This is a genomic window from Novosphingobium resinovorum, from assembly GCF_027922145.1.
In the GTDB taxonomy this organism is placed as follows: Bacteria; Pseudomonadota; Alphaproteobacteria; order Sphingomonadales; family Sphingomonadaceae; genus Novosphingobium; species Novosphingobium resinovorum.
Genome location: NZ_BSFC01000024.1, coordinates 284,848 through 299,291, shown reverse-complemented (window position 1 = coordinate 299,291; position 14,444 = coordinate 284,848). Strand labels below are relative to the sequence as shown.

The 14,444-nt window shown below is 65.1% G+C and carries 16 protein-coding genes; 6 read left to right on the top strand and 10 right to left on the bottom strand.

Annotated features, from left to right (window positions below; genetic code table 11):
• The first annotated feature begins 45 nt into the window (after positions 1 to 45).
• Positions 46 to 2,340, top strand: a complete 2,295-nt coding sequence (parC, locus tag PKE80_RS16375) for a DNA topoisomerase IV subunit A (protein WP_271183413.1) — start codon at positions 46 to 48, stop codon at positions 2,338 to 2,340.
• A gap of 160 nt (positions 2,341 to 2,500) precedes the next feature.
• Here the strand turns inward: parC and PKE80_RS16370 are convergent, their stop codons facing one another.
• The 7 genes from PKE80_RS16370 to PKE80_RS16340 form a co-directional block, all read right to left on the bottom strand.
• Positions 2,501 to 3,151: a retropepsin-like aspartic protease family protein gene (locus tag PKE80_RS16370; RefSeq protein ID WP_271183412.1), complete on the bottom strand. Its 651-nt coding sequence runs from the start codon at positions 3,149 to 3,151 to the stop codon at positions 2,501 to 2,503.
• Between the two features lie 42 nt (positions 3,152 to 3,193).
• Complete coding sequence (locus PKE80_RS16365; RefSeq protein WP_271183411.1) at positions 3,194 to 3,826, bottom strand: retropepsin-like aspartic protease family protein; 633 nt, start codon at positions 3,824 to 3,826, stop codon at positions 3,194 to 3,196.
• Complete coding sequence (locus PKE80_RS16360; RefSeq protein ID WP_271183410.1) at positions 3,823 to 4,995, bottom strand: CCA tRNA nucleotidyltransferase; 1,173 nt, start codon at positions 4,993 to 4,995, stop codon at positions 3,823 to 3,825. Before PKE80_RS16360 ends, PKE80_RS16365 begins: the two co-directional genes overlap by 4 nt.
• On the bottom strand, positions 4,988 to 5,608 hold the full coding sequence (locus PKE80_RS16355; RefSeq protein WP_271183409.1) for a CoA pyrophosphatase: 621 nt from the start codon (positions 5,606 to 5,608) through the stop codon (positions 4,988 to 4,990). Before PKE80_RS16355 ends, PKE80_RS16360 begins: the two co-directional genes overlap by 8 nt.
• Positions 5,605 to 6,162, bottom strand: a complete 558-nt coding sequence (locus tag PKE80_RS16350) for a DUF1285 domain-containing protein (RefSeq protein WP_271183408.1) — start codon at positions 6,160 to 6,162, stop codon at positions 5,605 to 5,607. Before PKE80_RS16350 ends, PKE80_RS16355 begins: the two co-directional genes overlap by 4 nt.
• 70 nt (positions 6,163 to 6,232) lie before the next feature.
• Positions 6,233 to 6,763 carry a GNAT family N-acetyltransferase gene (locus PKE80_RS16345; RefSeq protein WP_271183407.1) on the bottom strand — a complete coding sequence of 177 codons (531 nt, stop codon included), beginning with the start codon at positions 6,761 to 6,763 and terminating at the stop codon, positions 6,233 to 6,235.
• A 39-nt stretch (positions 6,764 to 6,802) separates the two neighbouring features.
• Positions 6,803 to 7,978: a PQQ-dependent sugar dehydrogenase gene (locus PKE80_RS16340; RefSeq protein WP_271183406.1), complete on the bottom strand. Its 1,176-nt coding sequence runs from the start codon at positions 7,976 to 7,978 to the stop codon at positions 6,803 to 6,805.
• Between the two features lie 10 nt (positions 7,979 to 7,988).
• On the opposite strand from PKE80_RS16340, the gene rnhB reads away from it, so the two are divergent.
• Positions 7,989 to 8,621, top strand: coding sequence for a ribonuclease HII (gene rnhB / locus PKE80_RS16335; RefSeq protein ID WP_370424095.1), 633 nt, complete (start codon positions 7,989 to 7,991; stop codon positions 8,619 to 8,621).
• Here the strand turns inward: rnhB and PKE80_RS16330 are convergent.
• Positions 8,618 to 8,776: a hypothetical protein gene (locus PKE80_RS16330; RefSeq protein WP_155986203.1), complete on the bottom strand. Its 159-nt coding sequence runs from the start codon at positions 8,774 to 8,776 to the stop codon at positions 8,618 to 8,620. The two genes, rnhB and PKE80_RS16330, sit on opposite strands and share 4 nt — an antisense overlap.
• Before the next feature lie 345 nt (positions 8,777 to 9,121).
• Here PKE80_RS16330 and PKE80_RS16325 point away from each other — a divergent pair, with 345 nt between their 5' ends.
• From PKE80_RS16325 to PKE80_RS16310, 4 genes are all read left to right on the top strand, one after another.
• Positions 9,122 to 10,255: a site-specific DNA-methyltransferase gene (locus PKE80_RS16325; RefSeq protein ID WP_271183404.1), complete on the top strand. Its 1,134-nt coding sequence runs from the start codon at positions 9,122 to 9,124 to the stop codon at positions 10,253 to 10,255.
• Positions 10,256 to 10,292: 37 nt separating this feature from the next.
• Positions 10,293 to 10,487, top strand: coding sequence for a hypothetical protein (locus PKE80_RS16320; protein ID WP_271183403.1), 195 nt, complete (start codon positions 10,293 to 10,295; stop codon positions 10,485 to 10,487).
• An 87-nt stretch (positions 10,488 to 10,574) separates the two neighbouring features.
• Positions 10,575 to 11,687, top strand: a complete 1,113-nt coding sequence (gene folP, locus PKE80_RS16315) for a dihydropteroate synthase (protein WP_271183402.1) — start codon at positions 10,575 to 10,577, stop codon at positions 11,685 to 11,687.
• 225 nt (positions 11,688 to 11,912) lie between these two features.
• The gene (locus PKE80_RS16310; RefSeq protein WP_271183401.1) at positions 11,913 to 12,269 is read left to right on the top strand and encodes a hypothetical protein; all 357 of its coding nucleotides are present in this window, start codon (positions 11,913 to 11,915) and stop codon (positions 12,267 to 12,269) included.
• A gap of 80 nt (positions 12,270 to 12,349) precedes the next feature.
• Here the strand turns inward: PKE80_RS16310 and PKE80_RS16305 are convergent, their stop codons facing one another.
• Both PKE80_RS16305 and PKE80_RS16300 read right to left on the bottom strand, forming a co-directional pair.
• Entirely contained in the window at positions 12,350 to 12,820 is a 471-nt protein-coding gene (locus PKE80_RS16305; RefSeq protein WP_271183400.1) for a nuclear transport factor 2 family protein, read from the bottom strand.
• 35 nt (positions 12,821 to 12,855) lie between these two features.
• Positions 12,856 to 14,274: a sigma-54-dependent transcriptional regulator gene (locus PKE80_RS16300; RefSeq protein ID WP_271183399.1), complete on the bottom strand. Its 1,419-nt coding sequence runs from the start codon at positions 14,272 to 14,274 to the stop codon at positions 12,856 to 12,858.
• Positions 14,275 to 14,444 lie beyond the last annotated feature (170 nt).

Sequence of the window (14,444 nt, the reverse complement as noted above, 5' to 3'; positions counted from 1 at the left end):
AATCGGCTTTGGCCCCGGGCAGGGCGCTGCTAGGGTCCCGCCACCATGGTGACCACGACAGACGACGAATCCGATCCCTTCGACGCCATCGTCGATGCGCCCTTCGATGCGGCGCTGTCCGAGCGCTATCTCGTCTATGCGCTGTCGACCATCACCGCGCGCTCGCTGCCGGACTTGCGCGACGGCCTCAAGCCCGTCCACCGCCGCCTGCTCTGGGCGATGCGCCAGCTCAAGCTGGACCCGGCCAGCGCCTACAAGAAGTCCGCCCGCGTCGTCGGCGACGTCATCGGCAAGTACCACCCGCACGGCGACGCCTCGGTCTATGACGCGATGGTGCGCCTCGCGCAGGACTTCTCGCTGCGCTATCCGCTGGTGCAGGGGCAGGGCAACTTCGGCAACATCGACGGCGATAACGCGGCCGCCTACCGCTACACCGAAGCGCGCCTGACCAAGACCGCGATCCAGCTCATGGCCGGGCTGGACGAGGGCACCGTCGATTTCATCCCCACCTACAACGGCGAGGAGAGCGAGCCGGACATCTTCCCCGGCATCTTCCCGAACCTGCTGGCGAACGGCGCCACCGGCATCGCGGTGGGCATGGCGACCTCGATTCCCAGCCACAACGTCGCCGAGATCATCGACGCCACGCTGCTGCTGATCGACAATCCCCATGCCGAGCACGCACAGTTGATGGAGGTCTTCAAAGGCCCCGACTTCGCGACCGGCGGCCTCGTAGTCGACAGCCCCGAGGCGATCAGCCATGCTTACGAGACCGGCAAGGGCGGTTTTCGCGTGCGGGCGCGTTTCTCGACCGGACGCGGTGCGGACGGAGCGTGGGAAGAGACCGGCATCGAAAAGCTGGGTTCGGGCCAGTGGCAACTGGTGGTCACCGAAATTCCCTACATGCTGCCGAAGGGCAAGCTGATCGAGCAGATCGCCGCACTGATCGGCGACCGCAAGCTGCCTATCCTCGAGGACATCCGCGACGAGAGTGACGAGGAAATCCGCCTCGTCCTGGTGCCCAAGAGCCGCAACGTCGATCCGGAATTGCTGAAGGAAAGCCTTTACAAGCTGACCGACCTTGAAAGCCGGTTCAGTCTCAACCTCAACGTGCTCGATTCTCACCGCACACCGGGCGTTCTGGGGCTCAAGCTGCTGCTGTCGGAGTGGGTCTATAGCCAGATCGACATCCTGCTGCGCCGCACCCGGCACCGGCTGGAGAAGATCGCCTCGCGCCTCGAACTGGTCGCGGGCTACATCATCGCCTACCTCAATCTCGACCGGATCATTGAGATCATCCGCACCGAGGACGAGCCCAAGCCGGTGATGATCGCCGAGTTCGAACTGACCGACCGCCAGGCCGAAGCCATCCTCAACATGCGTCTGCGCAGCTTGCGCAAGCTGGAAGAGATGGAACTGCGCAAGGAGCACGAGGAACTGCTGAAGGAGCAGGACGACCTCAACAAGCTGCTCGAAAGCCCGGCCCGCCAGCGCACCCGCATCAAGCGCGACCTCACCAACTTGCGCAAGGACTATGCCGAGGACACCGCGCTTGGCCGTCGCCGCACCACGATCGCGCAGGCGACCAAGACCGTCGAGTTCTCCATGGACGCGATGATCGAGAAGGAGCCGGTCACGGTGATCCTTTCCGCGCGTGGCTGGATCAGGGCGGCAAGGGGCCATGTGGCTCTGGATGGCGACTTCAAGTTCAAGGAGGGTGATGGCCCGGCCTTCGCGTTCCATGCGCAGACCACCGACAAGATCCTGATCGCGCTGGACAACGGCCGTTTCTACACGCTCGGCGCCGACAAGCTGCCCGGAGCGCGCGGCTTCGGCGAGCCGATCCGCACGATGGTCGATATCGATGCCGAGGCGCATATCATCGAGGCGATCGTCTACAAGCCCAAGGCGCAACTGCTGCTGGCTTCCAACATCGGACGCGGCTTCGCGGCGGAGATGGACGAACTGCTCGCCGAAACCCGCAAGGGTCGCGCGGTCATGTCTACCAAGCCCGGCGTCACGCTGACGACCGTGCGCGAGATTCCGGCCGAGCACGATCACGTCGCAGTTGTCGGCGACAACCGCAAGTTGGTGATCTTCAGCCTTGAGGAATTGCCGGTCATGGCAAAGGGGCAGGGGGTCACTCTCCAGCGCTACCGCGATGGCGGCATGGCCGATGTAACGACGCTCAAGCTGGAGGATGGGCTCTCTTGGACGATGGGCGGCGAAAGCGGCCGTACGCGCACCGAGAAGGACATGGCGCTCTGGAAGGTCGCGCGCGGTGCGGCCGGGCGCTTGCCGCCGAACGGGTTCCCGCGGGACAACAAGTTCCAAGGGTAGTCGTAGAGCTGGGCATGATTTGAAAACAGGTCGTCATTCCCGCGAAAGCGGGAACCCATCTCCTTACAGTGCCGATTGCGCCGACATCAGATGGGTCCCCGCCTCCGCGGGGATGACGAGGATAAACTCGCTGTCGGAGTTAGTCGCAGCGAGGAGGAGCTCAGGCCTCGGTTTTCTCCGCTTGCGGATGATGCGGCACCAGGATCAGCGTCCTGCCCTCCACCCGCCAACTGGCGAGCCGCGACAGCAGGTTCATGCCGATGACATTGGCGTCGCCGAGCCCCGGCGCGACCACTGCATCGATCTCGCGCGCAACGACATTGCCCATCCGCAACTCGTCGATCACCGCCAGTTGCGCTTCCACCGTGCCATTGGCCGTGCGCATCAGCACCGAGCGGTTGAGCGGATTGGCCTTCAGCCCCGCCTCCTGCGCCGTCGCGGGGGATATCGCGGTCAGCGTGGCGCCGGTATCGACCAGGAAATCGCGCTTCACGCCGTTGACGGTAGCGCTGATCCAGAAGTGACCGTCCGGCTGCATCGGCACGCGCGTCTCCCCGCCCGCGACGTTCTGGCGCTCGATGCCGAGTTGGGGCAGCGCGAAGTCTGCACCCGTGGTCAGGCGTGTCACCTGAGCGATCGTCAGCAGCATCGCGGCCAGCAGGCCGAGATTGCCCACCCCGCGCAGCAAGCCGCCCAGCAACGGAAGCGCGCGTCGCAGCATTCCCCCGACTACGCTTGCGACGATGCCTGCAAAGGCGAGCGCCAGCAACGGCTGTCCGGCAAGGAATTTCAGGATTTCGGCAATGTCCATTACGGCAGCTCTATCACACGGCGGCTTTCGCGACGCTGACTGTCACTTCGGTTTTGGCGTCAGGATGAGCCGCCGACCCTCAACCCGCCACGCGGCCAGCTGCGACAGCAGATTCATGCCGATGACGTTGGTGTCGACTTCGGTGTCGGGGCCGATGGCAACCGTCAGGGCGTTCGCTTCGATGCCGCCGAAACGCAGGACGTCGGCCGTACCCCGCCGCGCGACGATCGAGCCGTTGGCGGTTTCGAGTATCATGCCACGATCCTCGGGATCGGGCTGGATACCGACCCGATCGGCCACGCGCTGCGAGATGCCGGTGTAAGTCGCGCCGGTGTCGATCAGGAATTCGACCGGCTCGCCGTTCAGTTGCGCCTCGACCCAGAAATGCCCGTCAGCGCGCATGGCGATGACGGTTTCTTTGCCCACGATCTCGGCCGGGCGGGTGGCGTCCAGCCAGAGCGCCGCCTCCGACCGCCCGTTGTGTCCGGCCAGTTCGGCCACGGTCAGCAGCAGGGCGGCGATCAGGCCGAGATAAGCGCAGTTGCGCATCACGTGCCCGAGGCGGGGATTACCCGCAGCGACCATCCCGGCTGCCACTGCCAGCAGGATCGCCGCGATCGTCAACGAAAGCAGCGGCTGCCCGATCAGGAAGCTGACGAGATCAGGAAGGTTCACGCTCGCGGTTCCGCCAGGACTTGGTCGAGCAGCGCATCGACGCGCTCACCCTCGGGGAAGCCCTCGGCGATCCAGCGATCCTCGACCCGGCGCAGGATGCGCGCCACGTCAGGCCCCGCGCCTACCCCGCGCGCGACGATCTGGCCGCCCTTGAGCGGCATCGTCGGCACGTCCCAACCCGTGAGCGGGGATACGTCCGCCCCGGCGATCAGCAATCGATCGAGCGCTGCCTCGCGGCCCAGGCGGTAGGCGAGAGCACGCGGTTCAGAAGGTGATGCTTCGCGCGCGGCGGCAAGCGAAAGGCGCTTCTTCTGGGCTGCGGAGAGGCGAAAGCGCGCGGCGACATGTTCGGCCAATGCCGGTTGCGCGGGCAGCAGCGCCGCCAGCCGACGGATCGCCTCGGGTGCGATGCCTTGCGCCCGCTCGACCGCGACAAGCGCGGCAAGGGCTTCAGGATCGGCTTCGGGCAGGATGACCTGAAGCACGCCGAGTTCGTACATCCGCTGCACGGTCGGCGCCGGGTCGGGGAGGCCGAGCAGGTTCATCGTCTCCATGCCGACCCGCTCGCGCGAGAGGCCCTTGAGCGTCGCGGCCAGTTCCGAACAGGCGGCTTCCGCCTCGGCATCGGCGGGCGTGGAGCCGAAGCGAGCCTGAAAGCGGAAATAGCGCAAGATGCGTAAGTGATCCTCGCGGATGCGCTCGCGCGCGTCGCCGATGAAGCGGACGCGGCGGATCGATAGGTCGGTGAGGCCGTCGAACCAGTCGTGGACCTCGCCGCTGCGCGGATCGGCGTAGAGCGCATTGATCGTGAAGTCGCGACGTGCCGCATCCTCGCGCCAGTCCTGCGCGAAGGCGACCGTCGCGCGGCGTCCGTCGGTGGAGACGTCGTGGCGCAGGGTGGTGATTTCCACCGGGCCGAGGGGAAGAACGGCAGTGACGGTGCCGTGCTCGATACCGGTGGGGACGTTGCGGATGCCGGCGGCATTCAGCCGCTCGATCACCGCTTCGGGCAAGAGCACCGTCGCCATGTCGACGTCCTTGACCGACAGACCCAGCAATGTATCGCGCACGACTCCGCCGACATAGCGGGCATTGCCTTCTCCCAGCACGGCGACGAGCCCGGCGAGGTCTTCGCGGTGCATCCAGGGCGCATTTAGAATCTCAGGCATTCGATTGTCTTTCGAGCCAGTTCAGGCGACCGGCAAGGTTGTGGAGGATCGCGCCGGTGACGCCCCAGATGACGTGGTCCTGGCGGCAGTCGTTCCAGACGATCTCGATGAAGCTGTGGCGTCGGCCTTCAAACTCGATGTTGCGGGTAGCCTGGTTGGCGGGGTCGAGCACGAAGTCGACTGGCACTTCGAACCACTGTGCCACTTCGGCGGGATTGGGCCGGATTTCGAGGTCTGGCGGAACGATGCCGACGACGGGCGTGATCTCGTACCCGCTGCCGGTGCGGTAGACGTCGCTGGTGCCGATGACGCGCACGTCGCCCATGCGGATGCCGAGTTCCTCGTTCGCTTCGCGCAGGGCTGCTTCGACCGCGTCCTCGCCTGGGTCGAGGCGGCCGCCGGGAAAGGCGATCTGGCCGGGGTGTGCGCGCATGGTGGACGGACGGTGCAGCAATAGCATGCCGGGGCGCTCGCGCTCGGTGATGGCGACGAGCACGGCTGCAGGCTTGAAGCTGGCAATGTCGTGGATGCGCGGATCGCTCCACAGACGCGGCGGCGTGGCGGCGTGACCCGCCTTCAGGCGGCGCGAAACCTGGTCGAAGAGTGAGCTCATGCGGGAACCAGCGAGAAGCGGGCGCCCTGGCTGGTCACGGAAAGATCGTCGCTTTCCAGGGCGATCTCGATCAGTTGCGCGTAAGTGCTGCGGTTGAGGCGGGCGCGGGTGCCGTGACGGACGGCGACGTAGATAGCCGGCGTCTCGGCATTGCCTTCGACGGTGACCGGATGCTCGGGCCCGGCCATGACCAGATCGTCGGTATTGAGCCGGAAGACGAGAGTGTCGGCATCACGCTTGACGTCGACGGCGATGAATGCTGCATCCTCGACCGCGATCGAGAGTTTCTGGGCGGGCGTGACCAGCCAGTGCCGCCCTTCTTCATCGGAAGTCAGCAGCGAAGCGAAGGCGCGCACCATGGCCGGGCGGCGGATCTCGCCATCCTGATGGAACCAGCGCCCATCGGCGGCGATGCGCATCTCGCTGTCGCCGGTTTCGGCGCCAGTCTCGGCAATCGACCACTGATCGACCGGTGGAAGTTTGCGCGCGGCGACAAGCCCGGCCACTTGGTCGAGGCTCAGCGCAGCAAGTTCGGGGGGCGGTTCGTAAGGCATCGTCTCGCGATGCCAGATAGGGTCTCGCGCGCCAAGGTCCAGTGTGGTTAGCGGTGCGGCAAGCGGTGCTTCAGCGCAGCCACGGCCCCAGCATACCGCGCTCCGGAAGTACCGCGATGTTGGCGCAACGTACCAGCAGACGGCGGCGCTCGAACGGGCCGGGCAGATCCCAGCCCTCGGTGCCCTCGTTGGAAAAGCCCCAGAAGCGGCCGTAATACTCGGGATCGCCGATCATGACCTGTGGCAGCGGCGCGCGGTCGTCGATGCTGGCCATGCTGGTCGACATCAACGCCTGCCCATAGCCCATGCCCTGATGACCGGGCATTACGGCGACCGGACCGACCATGATCATAGGGAAAGGGCGACCCTCCGGCGTATTGAGCGCGACCGGCCAACACTGGATCGTCCCGACCAGCATCTCATTGGCATCGAGTGCGGCGAAACTGAGAGCAGGCAGCCAGTCCGTACCTTCGCGGATCTTGTAGGCGGTGCGCTTGTGGCGCGCTGGCTCGAAGGCCGCATCAAGCAGGTCCTCGACGAGTACGGGATCGACGTTGTCGAGGGGAATGATCGTGGCGGCTTCGGACTGGATCTCTGTCATGGCGCGCGCGCGATAGGAGTGGCGCGCCGATTTGTCGATTCAATTTGCATTTCCGGACGCGGGAGTGAGGCGAAGCAGGTGGCCGCTTTCCGGCCCTTCGCCGTCCTCCAGGAGCCAGATCGCGTCGTCCGGTCCCTGCCGCACTTCGCGAATGCGGTTGTCCATGGGGTAGCGGGCCTCCTCGGTGGCGTTGTCGCCGTTGATTGATACGCGGACCACGCCCGCTGCAAGGCCAGCGATGATCGCCTGATCCTTCCACGCGGGGAAAAGATCGCCGCTGTAGAAGATGAAGTCGCCCGGCGCGATGACGGGGTTCCAACTGATGGCCGGCTTCGCGAGATCGGGACGGGTGGAATGGCGCGGGATCGGGCGGCCGTCATAATGGTCGCCGTCCGAAACCAGCGGCCAGCCGTAATTGGCGCCCGGCTTGACGAGGTTCAGTTCGTCACCGCCTGCCGGGCCATGTTCGAGATCCCATAGCTGACCTTTCGCGTCGAAAGCGAGGCCCAGGATGTTGCGATGACCGTAGGACCAGATCTGGTTGGTCGGCGCAGGCTTGTCCGCCCAGGGATTGCCGGGGGCAGGGGTGCCGTCCGGCAGCAGTCGTACGACCTTGCCGAGATTGGTGCCGAGATCCTGCGCAGGCGTGAATTTCTGCCGCTCACCCGAGGCGACGAAAAGGTACTTGCCGTCGGGCGAGAAGCGCAATCGGTGCGAATAATGCCCGGTTCCGGGCACCTTGGGCGTCTGGCGCCAGATCACCGCGAGGTTTTCCAGCGCGCACTGCGTAGGTGTGCTGCAGACGAGGTTCGCCTTGCCAACCGCCGCGCCGCGCGTGTCGCCCGATCCGGACTCTGCCCAGCTGAGATAGACCACGCGTCGGTCGAGCGCGGTTCCCGCCTGGCCCGGAGCGAAGATGAAGTCGCCGAGGCCGCCTTGGCCGCCGTAGTCGACCTTGGGCATGCCGCTGACCTCGCCGATCCGGCCGTCCGGCGTGCGGATGCGGATCGTGCCTTTCTTCTCGGTGACGACGAGCGTTCCGCTGCCTTCGTCGAAAGCCATCGCCCAGGGTTCGTCGAACTGAGCGATGGTTTCGATCCTGAACGGCGCCGCTGCCTCGGCCTCCGGCGCCTTTTCCCCGGTGGCGGCATTGCCGCAGCTTGCGAGTGTCAGCGCCAGCGGCGATAGGGCGAAAAGGAGACGTCTTGCGAACATGCCGAGCCCAATGCTTGCACCTTTCACGAGTTCCCCGAGCGTGCCTTCGGCAACGAAACGTTACGTGATCGGTGTCGACGAGGCCGGTCGCGGCCCGCTTGCAGGGCCGGTTGTTGCAGGCGCGGTCATGCTCTGCAAGCCGCGCCCCTCCGGACTGGACGATTCCAAGAAGCTTTCCGCGATGCGTCGCTCCGAACTGGAGGCAACCATCAAGCGCCGGTGCCGCTGGGCGGTCGGTGTGGTCGATGTGGAGGATATCGATCGCCTCAACATCTTCGGCGCGACGATGCTGGCGATGACGCGCGCGGTGGCGGCGCTATGTGCTACGCTGGGCTCGGAGCCGCACGAGGTGCTGGTGGACGGCAACATGACGCCGCATGGTCGCCGCGAGGAATGGCGCTGGAATGCCCGCGCGATCGTCGGCGGGGATGCGATCGAGCCTTGTATCTCGGCGGCATCGATCATCGCCAAGGAGCACCGGGACCGCCTGATGCGCGATCTTGCGCTGGTGCATCCGCATTACGGGTGGGAGCGCAATGCCGGTTACGGCACGCCGCAGCATCTTGCTGCACTGCGAGAGCATGGGCCCACCCCGCATCACCGGCGCAGCTTCGCGCCAGTGGCTCAACTCACGCTGCTTTAGGCTGCGAGCGCGAGGTCTTCGGACTTCGGTGCCTCGATCCTGGCTTCCGGAACGGCGGCGTCCTGCGCGGGTTTCTCGGCCAGACCGGCGACGTAGCGCTCCGCAAGGAGCACGTCGCGGCGATACGAGAAGTAGAGTGAGATAAGCGAAAACATCTGACGACCTTATATGGATATGTGCTTGCTGCGCTGCAGCGTCGAGGGTCATTTGGGCTTCACGGCCGATTGCTGCAAATGCAACGTATCGGATGGGTGTTGCATAAAACTGCACTATCAATTCCGGGGTGTGACAAAAAGTTATCCACGAGTCGCGTCAGTCACACCCACTACATCTTGAGTCATGGCGATTCGCGGCGACTCAAGATGTAGTGCTGGATTCGTTTTGTTCCGCTTGACTGAACACGTGAATCACAAGGATTCACCACGAGTCGCGGCTTGACGGCGAGTCCCGGATGAATCACTTAGGGGGTCATATCCACAGTTTATCTCATCGGAGCAGTCATGGGTCAGATCTTGGTCAAGGAACGCATTCGGGCACGGGCGCCTGCGCCCACCCCGAAGGAGCTGCTTCCGCTCGGCCGCATCCTGACCGGGGACTGCATCAAGGCGATGCGCACCATTCCCGACGCTTCGGTGGACATGGTCTTCGCCGATCCGCCGTACAACCTGCAGCTCGGCGGCGACCTCGCACGCCCGGACGGCAGCCACGTCGACGCGGTGACGAACGACTGGGACAAGTTTTCCAGCTTCGCGACCTACGACCAGTTCACCCGCGACTGGCTGACTGAAGCGCGCCGCGTGCTCAAGCCCGAAGGCTCACTGTGGGTGATCGGTTCGTACCACAACATCTTCCGTCTAGGCGCGATCATGCAGGACATGGGGTTCTGGATTCTCAACGACATCGTGTGGCGCAAGGCGAACCCGATGCCCAACTTCAAGGGCACCCGCTTCACCAATGCGCACGAGACCCTGATCTGGGCGAGCATGGGCGAGAAGTCGAAGTACACCTTCAACTATCGCGCGATGAAGACGCTCAATGATGAACTGCAGATGCGCTCCGACTGGGTGCTGCCGATCTGCAACGGCGCCGAGCGTCTGAAGAAGGGCGGCCGCAAGGTCCACCCGACGCAGAAGCCCGAGGCGCTGCTCTACCGGGTGATGCTGGCGACGACCAACAAGGGCGACGTCGTGCTCGACCCGTTCTTCGGCACCGGCACCACCGGCGCCGTCGCCAAGCGCCTCGGCCGCGAGTGGATCGGCTGCGAGCGCGAGAGCGACTACCGCGAAGCCGCGCTGGAGCGCATCGAGATGGCGCTGCCGCTGGACGAGAGCGCGCTCAAGACCATGCAATCCAAGCGCACCGCGCCAAAGGTGGCGTTCGGCACGCTGATCGAAACCGGCTGGATACAGCCGGGCACTGAGCTGTTCGACAAGAAGCGTCGCCACGTTGCATCGGTGCGTGCGGACGGCTCGCTGGTGGCGGGCGACCTCAACGGCTCGATCCACGGCGTTGGCAAAGATTTGCAGGGCGCGCCCTCGTGCAACGGCTGGACGTATTGGCATCTGGAGCACGAAGGCCAGATCAAGCCGATCGACGCGATCCGCCAGCTGTACCTGCTCGCGACAGAGCCGTGAGGTGGTGCAGCGCCTGGGTTGATGCTATCTACCAGATATGACCGAGAACGTCGAAAATCTGCTACTCGAGCCGCTGAAGAAAATTCAGGCCGAACAATCGGTCGCGCGTGCGCGCGACCGGGAGATCATGACACGTCTCGGTTCGCTGGAATCGATGATTGCGCGCATCGGCCGAGATAACGCTCATGCGTATGAAGAGCAGATCGAGGATAGGCACGGCTGGACGCTTTGAAAGAGCGTGTCGAGCGTTTGGAACGGCGCCTCGAACTCGGGAACTGAGTTGGTTCCTTATCGTCGTGACCCGCGCTAAGGCGCGGTCATGACCCGCAAGCTCTATATCCGCCCGATCGCCCTCGCCGACAGCCCGCAGAGCGAGGAGGGCGAGGCCGTGCGTCTCGGCGGGGCGATGGTCTGGGCGAGCCGCTTCGCGCTGATCGTGCGGGAAGACGGCAAAGTTATCTCGCGCGAGCGGGTGTCCGCCTCGCAGATGCTCGCTGCGTTGGCCGCGCTCCCCGCCGACCTCGGCGCCATGGCAGAGACGCAGTGGGCCAATCTGCGCAAGGTCCATGCGCCCATCCAGTGCGGCGCCCGGATGATCCGGCTCGAGCAGCCGCAAGTCATGGGGATCCTCAACATGACGCCCGACAGCTTTTCCGACGGCGGCAGGTTTCTCGACAATCTCGAAGTCGCCGCCGCCCATGCCTCGGCCATGCTGGAGGCGGGCGCGGCGATTGTCGATCTTGGCGGAGAATCCACCCGTCCCGGAGCGGCGGCCGTATGGGAGGGCGACGAACTCAAGCGCGTCGTGCCGATGGTCGAGCGGCTCGCCGCGATGGGCGCCGCGATCAGCGTCGATACCCGGCGCCCGGCAGTGATGGAAGCGACGCTGGCGGCGGGCGCCCACATCATCAACGACGTCTCGGCGCTGCGCTACGATCCGCGCAGCCTGGAACTGGCGGCATCATCCGGCGCGCCGGTTGTGCTGATGCATGCACCGGGCAAGGCCGACGACCTGCATTCGGGCGCGGATTTCGACGACGTGGTGCTCGACGTTTTCGACTGGCTTGAGGCGCGGCGCGATGCCTGCCTTGCCGCGGGTATCGCGCGCGAGCGGATTATCCTCGACCCCGGCTTCGGATTCGGGCTCTCGCTGGCGCAGAACCTGGCGTTGTTCAATGCGCTGCCGCTGTTCCACGCGCTCGGCCAGCCGTTGCTGGTGGGGGTGAGCCGCAAGCGCATGATCGGAGCGCTATCCAACGAGGCTCCGGCGCATCAGCGGCTTGGCGGCTCGGTGGCGCTGGCGGTGAAGGCGATGGATGCCGGCGCGCATTTCCTGCGTGTCCACGACGTGTCCGACACGGTGCAGGCGGTGCGCGTTTGGCGGGGCCTGCGAGACGCGGCGCTGACGGACTTCTCGCAGTTGCCAATCTGAGCCTGCAATTTCTGCACGCCGGATGAACCGGAGATTTCCGCCAGATTAACGACCTTCGCAAGTTGTGTGACCGGGTTATCACAACGGCCTGCTGCACTGCAAAACGTCGCGCCGAACGCCCGCTTCGTCCCTTCTGCGGAGGCCAATCGCGCTTCGGCCCGTTTGTCCCGTCGAGCGTGAGGCAATTCCGCCCCGCGCATGGAAAGCGACAAAGGGGATTCACCCATGAAGCAGACCACCATCATTCGCGCTGCTGCCGTGGCGCTCGCCATCATTCCTGTTTCTGCCATGGCTGTTGTGCCTGCAATGTACGAGGAGCGCGTCGCCCGCGTCGAGGAGAACCGGATCATCCAGTCTCCCATCGGCGGTATCGAGGGCAAGCACTGGTTCAACTACCGCGCCAACGTGAACGAGACCCAGAAGGAACTCGCCACCGATTTGCGTAAAGCTAGCGACATCGAGGACCAGCGCGACGCCTGGGAGGAGTATGGCAGCGAACTGCGCCATGAACGCGGCACCTATGCCAAGGCAATGGCGAAGCGCGGCTATCGCATCCCGTCGGTCATGATCGAGGGCCTCTGAGTTCTTCCGACAACTCCCCCGGACTATCAATCGGGGCCGCGCGTCCGGCGCGGCCCCGGTTCTCGTATCCGTCGATCTCGTCAGGCGACTTCCACCCGCAGCCGTTCGATGCGGGTGGTGCGCAGCTTCCAGCCCTCGTCGTCCCGCACGTAAGTTTCGTGGTAGCGTCCCCAGCCGGTCAACTGTGCAAAAGGGCCTCCCGGCGGCAGGAACAGGCGATCGGTAAAGGCCCATATGCCGCTAGCGGCGGTCTCGCTTTCAATCGTGATGTCGGAGTCGTGGCCCTGATGGACGGTCACCATGGCCGGTCCGGCTGATGCCGGCGCATCGGGCCAGCTGGAGCGGCTTTCCATTACCTTGTTCATCGCGGGCAAGTGGTCGATGCCGCTGACCGGGTCGGTGCAGCACCCGCGATAGTCGAGCATGCAGTCTTCTACCAGGATCGAGCGGACGAGCGCAGAATTGCGATCGTCCACGCCGCGAAAATACCGGGCCTCCACTTGCCTGATCGCCTCGATCGCGGCGAGGCGTTCCATCGTATCCACGTTCATCTCTCCCACTTTCCTGTGCGAGAAGTCTGGGCGGGTCAGGCGGCGTTGTCGATGCCCAGCTCAGACAGCTTGCGGTAGAGGGTGGAGCGCCCGATGCCGAGGCGACGGGCTACTTCGGTCATGCGGCCACGGTAGAGACCGATGGCAAGGCGGATGACGTCGGCCTCGATCTCGTCCAGCGGTCGCAGGTTCCCGTCGGCGGTATAGAGCATAACGCCGGCGCTCTCCGGCATCTGCGGGGCTGTGGACAAACCTGTGCCCAATATGTTGAGAAGTTGCGGAAAATCTTCCGACGTCAGCGCATCACCGTCGCAAAACACGGCTGCGCGGAACAGTACCGCCTGCAACTGACGCACGTTGCCCGGCCAGTCGTAGGCGGCGAGCAACGAGAGCGCGCCGTCGGCGATGCCCAGTTCGCGAAGCCCCGGCTGCTCGCCTATCCGGGCGAGGAAGAAGCGGGTGAGCGCGGGAATATCGCCCGTACGCTCACGCAGGGGTGGCAGCAGCACTTTGGTGGGCGACAGGGCCGTCAGCAGTTCGGGCATGAAGTGGCCCTGGTCGGAAAGGTCCGCCAACGGGAGGTTGCTCGCGGCAATCAGGCGGACATCGACGCGGAACGAGTGGCGGGCACCGATCGGGCGACAGTCGCCCTTCTTCACCGCTTCGAGCAGGCGTTCCTGTACCGATTCGGGCAGCCGGTCGATCTCGTCGAGGGCGAGGGTGGCGCCGTCGCAATGCTGGAGCGCACCGATCTGGCGGTCGAACGCGCCGGGGAAGGCGCCCTTTTCATGGCCGAACAGGACCGACTCGATGGAGTTGGCTGGTACGCCGCCGATGTTGATGATCCGCAGCGGCATGCGCGAACGCGGGCTGGCGGCATGCATGGCGCGGATGAGCATTTCCTTGCCCGATCCGCTCTCGCCCTCGATCAGCACCGGGGAATGGCCGCGTGCCGCCTTGGCGGCGACGGCCAGCGCCTTGCGGAAGTTGGGCGCGGCGCCGATCATCGATTCGAAATCGGGGTTCGACGGCATCTTTTCCGTCAGCGGCGCGAGTTCATCGCGCGGTGCCTCGCGCGTCGTCGCAGAGCGCAGGGCGTGCATCAACCGGTCGGGGGCGACCGGCTTGACGAGGTAATCGGTCGCCCCCGCGCGCATCGCCTCCACCGCGAGCAGCGGCGAGGTGCTGGCGGTCAGCATCAGGATCGGGAGGGCCGGACGGCGGGCCTTAAGCTCGGAAATCAGCGCGCAGGCGTCGTCGCCGGGCACCCACTGGTCGAGGATAATTGCCGAAAGCTGCATGCCCTGCCGGGTGCCGAGCGTGGCGATCGCCGTCTCGGCATCGCGCACGATCAGGGTACGCCACCCCTCGCGCGAGGCGAGTGCGGAGATCAGGCGGCTCTGGGCCGGCTCATCGTCGATGAGCATGAGGAGGCGCTGGTCAAGGTCCGCCATGGTGGTGTCGCTTCGTGTCGCCTCTTCGCTTTCTGGAACTTGAACTTACGGCAAACGGGTAAAGAGCGGATTAAGGCTGCGGTTGGAACGCGCGGAACCGGATGTTCATGATCGGTTAGTGACGCCGTCATGGACCTTCTTCGCCCTTGAGCGGCAAGCCCGGCCCGGTT

Bases quoted from the DNA above. Each gene is read 5' to 3' on its own strand.
- parC (WP_271183413.1), top strand. From the start codon at position 46: ATGGTGACCACGACAGACGACGAATCCGATCCCTTCGACGCCATCGTC.
- PKE80_RS16370 (WP_271183412.1), bottom strand. From the start codon at position 3,151: ATGGACATTGCCGAAATCCTGAAATTCCTTGCCGGACAGCCGTTGCTG.
- PKE80_RS16360 (WP_271183410.1), bottom strand. From the start codon at position 4,995: ATGCCTGAGATTCTAAATGCGCCCTGGATGCACCGCGAAGACCTCGCC.
- PKE80_RS16355 (WP_271183409.1), bottom strand. From the start codon at position 5,608: ATGAGCTCACTCTTCGACCAGGTTTCGCGCCGCCTGAAGGCGGGTCAC.
- PKE80_RS16350 (WP_271183408.1), bottom strand. From the start codon at position 6,162: ATGCCTTACGAACCGCCCCCCGAACTTGCTGCGCTGAGCCTCGACCAA.
- PKE80_RS16345 (WP_271183407.1), bottom strand. From the start codon at position 6,763: ATGACAGAGATCCAGTCCGAAGCCGCCACGATCATTCCCCTCGACAAC.
- PKE80_RS16340 (WP_271183406.1), bottom strand. From the start codon at position 7,978: ATGTTCGCAAGACGTCTCCTTTTCGCCCTATCGCCGCTGGCGCTGACA.
- rnhB (WP_370424095.1), top strand. From the start codon at position 7,989: ATGCTTGCACCTTTCACGAGTTCCCCGAGCGTGCCTTCGGCAACGAAA.
- PKE80_RS16330 (WP_155986203.1), bottom strand. From the start codon at position 8,776: ATGTTTTCGCTTATCTCACTCTACTTCTCGTATCGCCGCGACGTGCTC.
- PKE80_RS16325 (WP_271183404.1), top strand. From the start codon at position 9,122: ATGGGTCAGATCTTGGTCAAGGAACGCATTCGGGCACGGGCGCCTGCG.
- PKE80_RS16320 (WP_271183403.1), top strand. From the start codon at position 10,293: ATGACCGAGAACGTCGAAAATCTGCTACTCGAGCCGCTGAAGAAAATT.
- folP (WP_271183402.1), top strand. From the start codon at position 10,575: ATGACCCGCAAGCTCTATATCCGCCCGATCGCCCTCGCCGACAGCCCG.
- PKE80_RS16310 (WP_271183401.1), top strand. From the start codon at position 11,913: ATGAAGCAGACCACCATCATTCGCGCTGCTGCCGTGGCGCTCGCCATC.
- PKE80_RS16305 (WP_271183400.1), bottom strand. From the start codon at position 12,820: ATGAACGTGGATACGATGGAACGCCTCGCCGCGATCGAGGCGATCAGG.
- PKE80_RS16300 (WP_271183399.1), bottom strand. From the start codon at position 14,274: ATGGCGGACCTTGACCAGCGCCTCCTCATGCTCATCGACGATGAGCCG.